Consider the following 4,536-nt stretch of genomic DNA (forward strand, 5'->3'; position numbering starts at 1 on the left):
CCAGCGATAATCGAGGAAGGCAGTGTCCACTTCAGTTTTGATTATCCCGCAGTTGGTACAAAGGAAAGCTATCTTCTCTACCACGAAGAACTGGAATCACTGGTGCGGAACATAAAGGGGTTGAAAAGGGCCCGATTCTGGATGACCTTTTCTGACAACTACCTTACCCACCTGAGGGTTCTCCGGAACGTCGGCATGACGCGAATAGACGAGGTTGACTACGAGGGACACAAGATTGTTCCTGTAAAGTTTCTTAAAGCTCTGCTCCCCGAGCCTGTCTCTCTCGGAACGGGCTACACAGGCAAGACGGTCATCGGAAATATCATGACCGGAAGAAAGGGAGGGAAGAGCATCACCAGGTATATTTATAATGTGTGTGATCATGAAGAAGCCTTCAGGGAAACCGGGACGCAGGCAATCGCCTACACGACCGGAGTGCCTGCCATGATCGGCGCAATGATGGTGCTCACAGGGGTGTGGCGGGAAGCCGGGGTTTTTAACATCGAACAGTTGGATCCGGACAGGTTCATGGAGGCCTTAAACAACTACGGTCTTCCGTGGCAGATTGTTGAACACGGACCACTCTCGGATAAGGTATAAGAAGAAGAGCTAACCGAACACCCCGGAAATTGCGTTCCAGGAGTTTGGGCGCAGACTGATGAAAAATGGCAGAGAGATTCAAGAGGCCATCCTCGCTGTTTCAATAAAGGATGCGGACGCACCAGCCGTATACCACGCACTGCCGCTGGCCGCAAGGGTAGAGGTCCTTAAAGGGCTCGATGCCGGCGGACGGCGATCGCTGACGCGCCTCCTCAAAGACTCCAGGAAGAAAAGCTTCGCTGCGGCAGAGAAGAGATTCCTCAGACTTGCAAAAGAACGAATAAGTACGCCCGTGTATCTCCTCGATGAAATGCTCATCGAGGAGAACATGCGGCTCCTGCGGTACGTTAAGGACCGAACGGGCTGCAAGGTATTGCACGCGTTGAAAGCATATGCCTCGTTCGCTACTTTTCCAATGATGCGCAGATACCTTGATGGGACGTGTGCAAGCGGACTGAACGAGGCAAAGCTCGGCAAAGAAGAATTCAGGAAAGAGGTCCACACCTTTGCAGCAGCGTACAAAGAAGAAGAGATCGATCAGATACTCGGCTACTCCGACACGATCATATTCAACTCCTTTTATCAGTTGGAGGAGTATGGGGAACGGGCGAAGAAGAGCGGGCTGGAAATAGGCCTCAGGGTGAATCCCGGACACTCAGAGGTTGCTACGAAGATGTATGATCCCTGCGCCCCGGCATCCCGCTTGGGGATAACTCACAATGCGGCAAGGGAAGAATTCCCGAAGTATGCGCATCTTATAAGCGGGTTGCACTTTCATGCCATGTGTGAGCAGAATTCGGATGTGCTCGAGAGAATTCTGGCATCCTTTGAACGACTCTACGGGGAATACATTAAAGGCCTGAAATGGGTCAATTTCGGCGGCGGTCACCATATAACGCGTGATAATTACGACTTGGAGCGACTCATCAGAACAGTAAACAAATTCAAGAAACAGTATAACGTCCAGGTGTATCTGGAACCCGGCGAGGCGAGTGTCTATAACGCGGGCGTTCTGATAACATCAGTACTGGACATTGTAAAAAACAGGATGCAAATCGCCATACTCGACGCATCGGCGGAGACGCATATGCCGGACGTATTGCTGATGCCGTACAGGCCGCACGTGCTGGGATCGGCGCCTGCCAACGAGAAACACTATACGTACAGGCTTACAGGACCGAGCTGCCTTGCGGGTGATGTGATGGGTGATTACTCGTTGGACCGGCCGCTGCAGAGAGGGAACAGGCTGGTCTTTTCTGACATGGCCCTGTACAGTATCGTGAAAAACACTACATTTAACGGAATAAGTCTCCCGGACATTGCAGTACTCAGGAAAAGGGGCAAACTCGAGATAGTAAAGAGGTTCGGCTATAATGACTACAAAGGACGACAGTCCTGAACGTCTTCCCGGGGCAGGGACGTCCCTTGCGGCATCTTTCTTGAATATATCTGACGTATATGGTAAAATGGTTATCCTTAACAAAGCTTACCCTATTATTTTCCCGGAGCGATCATGAAATATCCCATAACAAGAACGGGGTACGATAATCTCAAGAAAGAGCTTGAGTTCTTGCGGAACACCAAGAGACCCAAAATCCTCCTTGCCATAGAAGAGGCACGGGCGCACGGTGACATCTCTGAGAATGCTGAGTATGAAGCAGCCAAAGAGGAATTACAATTTCTCCAGAAAAAGATCGCAGAGCTCGACGAAGCGATCAAGAACTCCGAGATTCGGGATGTAAAGGATTCTCAAAACGGAACAGTGGATTTCGGATATCGCGTCTGCTTGAAAAATCTCGACACGGATGAAGAGGTTGCCTATACGGTTGTGGGGCCGTATGAATGTGACATCCAGAAGGGGACCATCTCCATAAGTTCACCCCTGGGACGTGCACTCATGGGCAAAGGGGTGGGCGATGAGGTGACGTTTTCAGCGCCGGGGGGAGAGCGGACGTACGAGGTCATCAAAGTCGGGTAGGTGCGCTATGACGGGCCGCCTTTCGCGCCTGCCTTTGTTTTGGGGTACCCGTGATGAGCCAGCCCTATAAACTCCGACTCTTATTGCACACGGGTCGCCCCCAGGGTACGCCTCTCGATCGACGCACTGTGCTAGCCGGGCACCCGCGCGAGACCAAACCCTTCGGTTGCGGGCGGCAACGGCATCCATCGAAATTCAGCCCTTCATAATCCTCAAATCGAAATCTTTATCCGTCGCATCTCGCAACTCTTCCGGGTACCCGTGTTGCTTCTCACGGGTGGTGGAGCTTTTTGCTTGCCGCCCATGACCGCGGGACCCATCCTCCATTGATCCCAGGGTGACAGAGGTTGCCGCTGAGGTGACCAGGCTGTCCCATGGTGTCGTCCTTTAGTAACTTCCTCGGCCCACCCGACAAAGATTAAAAAAATTTAAGAAAAAACTTGACAAGGAGACATAGTACAGTTGTACAATGGAAAAACGGCTATATCCGATAGGTAAAGTTGGAGCCATTTACGTTCTTCGGGGGGAGAGCGGAGAAGGTGCGAGGGGATATTTGTTTTGAAAGGACTGCCCGGTACTGCATCTCAGGCAGGCACCTCTTTTACCTCACAACGCTTTGGTTCGCGCGTGGTTCGGTGCAGCGTGACCAGAAGACTACTCTGCTACTTCGCAAAATAGACACCTGTAAAGTCCTGAGGCCTGGAGGTTTATGATGAGCGGCGTGGAGAGGTCGGGTCAGGAGTTGAGAGGCGAAGTCCAAGTCGGGACGCAAAGAATCACAAAGAAGAAGTTGGTTGACAGCCTCAACTGTATCAATTTTATGGAGGAGCCCGTCATTGTGCATCTCGAGCATATTCGCTACGGTAGTCCCCTCTTCCTCCGTGCGTATCCGAGGCCCTGTTCCGGAGAGACCCTTGAATGCACCTGGGTTGATCCGTGTCCTAGAAATATTGGCACCTTGTATAAAGCCAAGAACTTTATGATCGACAAAGGCCTGGACCTCCTGATCGTGGATCCTCAAGCGTCTGAAATGAATGAGGCAGGCGTAACATTCGTACTTCCGGAAGAGTGCCGTGGCTTTCGCCTCCGAAGAGCGAGAAGATATGCCTCTGAGGGTATCCAGGTGACGCTGATGCAGGATGCCGCGACCTTCTCGGGGATTCTTGATGATTTTACCATGCACTCCTTTCGTGTTCTTGTCTCGATGGAGCCACCTCAGACGTTCGATTCTCTTAATGAAAAACTTCCACTCTATATGGTTCTTTCAGACGGGAAGACAGTGCTCTACACCGGGGAGTGCAGCATAATCAGGCAAACCGAGTCCAAGCGTGAGCATGCCCTGGTACTCGAGCCCACGCCTGGCAGATCACGTAAAGACAAGCCGAATGGTGACGGGCATATGCTTGCGCCCCCATGGAGCGCCTCGTTCCGCCATCCTCTCGCAAGCAAAAGAATGAGCCTGGAGGTGGACGAAATCTCGTCACGATGGTTTTCAGTTTTAGAGTATTATGAAAGCGCCGCCCTTACTGCGGGCCTGGTTATCCCCACCGTGGAGCTTGAACCGGTTCCTGGTCTCTCGCTCGTCTGCAGCGCGCAAGTCAGTTCAGGGATTGTACAGGGTGACGACGGACAGCAGGTGGTAAAGTGGTGGATGGTTATCACAGACATGAGCGTTCAGGACCAGGGTAAATTATTTGCTTTCCTCCAGAAGCTACAGGAGGATAGATCGCATGCGTTTGCGAAAGTGGACCTGGAGGATTTACTGACGTTTTTCTTTGATGCCGGGTTCGTTTACCCTAAGAAATATGAAACTCTCCACATGTGCAAGGAACGGTTTCGGGAAACATACGAGAAACTCTATCTCAAGGATTCCCCAATAACACGCCACTTTATCGAAGTGGATAAGGGTGTTATCCACGCTCATCTCTCGATGATCCGCTTTTACGAAAATACCTGGC

4 protein-coding genes are annotated in these 4,536 nt (G+C 51.5%); all 4 read left to right on the top strand.

Translation table 11 applies throughout. The features are described from left to right. On the top strand, nucleotides 1-600 hold a 600-nt coding region (locus VMT62_02950; protein ID HVN95363.1), incomplete at its 5' end, for a saccharopine dehydrogenase C-terminal domain-containing protein. Between the two features lie 58 nt (nucleotides 601-658). Then, nucleotides 659-1,999 (top strand): carboxynorspermidine decarboxylase, encoded by a 1,341-nt coding sequence (gene nspC / locus VMT62_02955; GenBank protein ID HVN95364.1) that lies wholly within the window; start codon nucleotides 659-661, stop codon nucleotides 1,997-1,999. Nucleotides 2,000-2,113: 114 nt separating this feature from the next. Continuing rightward, nucleotides 2,114-2,578 (top strand): transcription elongation factor GreA, encoded by a 465-nt coding sequence (greA, locus tag VMT62_02960; protein HVN95365.1) that lies wholly within the window; start codon nucleotides 2,114-2,116, stop codon nucleotides 2,576-2,578. Between the two features lie 709 nt (nucleotides 2,579-3,287). Then, on the top strand, nucleotides 3,288-4,536 hold a 1,249-nt coding region (locus VMT62_02965; GenBank protein ID HVN95366.1), incomplete at its 3' end, for a hypothetical protein.

It is taken from the genome of Syntrophorhabdaceae bacterium (genome assembly GCA_035541755.1).
GTDB lineage: Bacteria > Desulfobacterota > Syntrophorhabdia > Syntrophorhabdales > Syntrophorhabdaceae > PNOF01.

Coding starts and splice junctions, on each gene's coding strand:
- greA (HVN95365.1), top strand. CDS start 2,114: ATGAAATATCCCATAACAAGAACGGGGTACGATAATCTCAAGAAAGAG.
- nspC (HVN95364.1), top strand. CDS start 659: ATGAAAAATGGCAGAGAGATTCAAGAGGCCATCCTCGCTGTTTCAATA.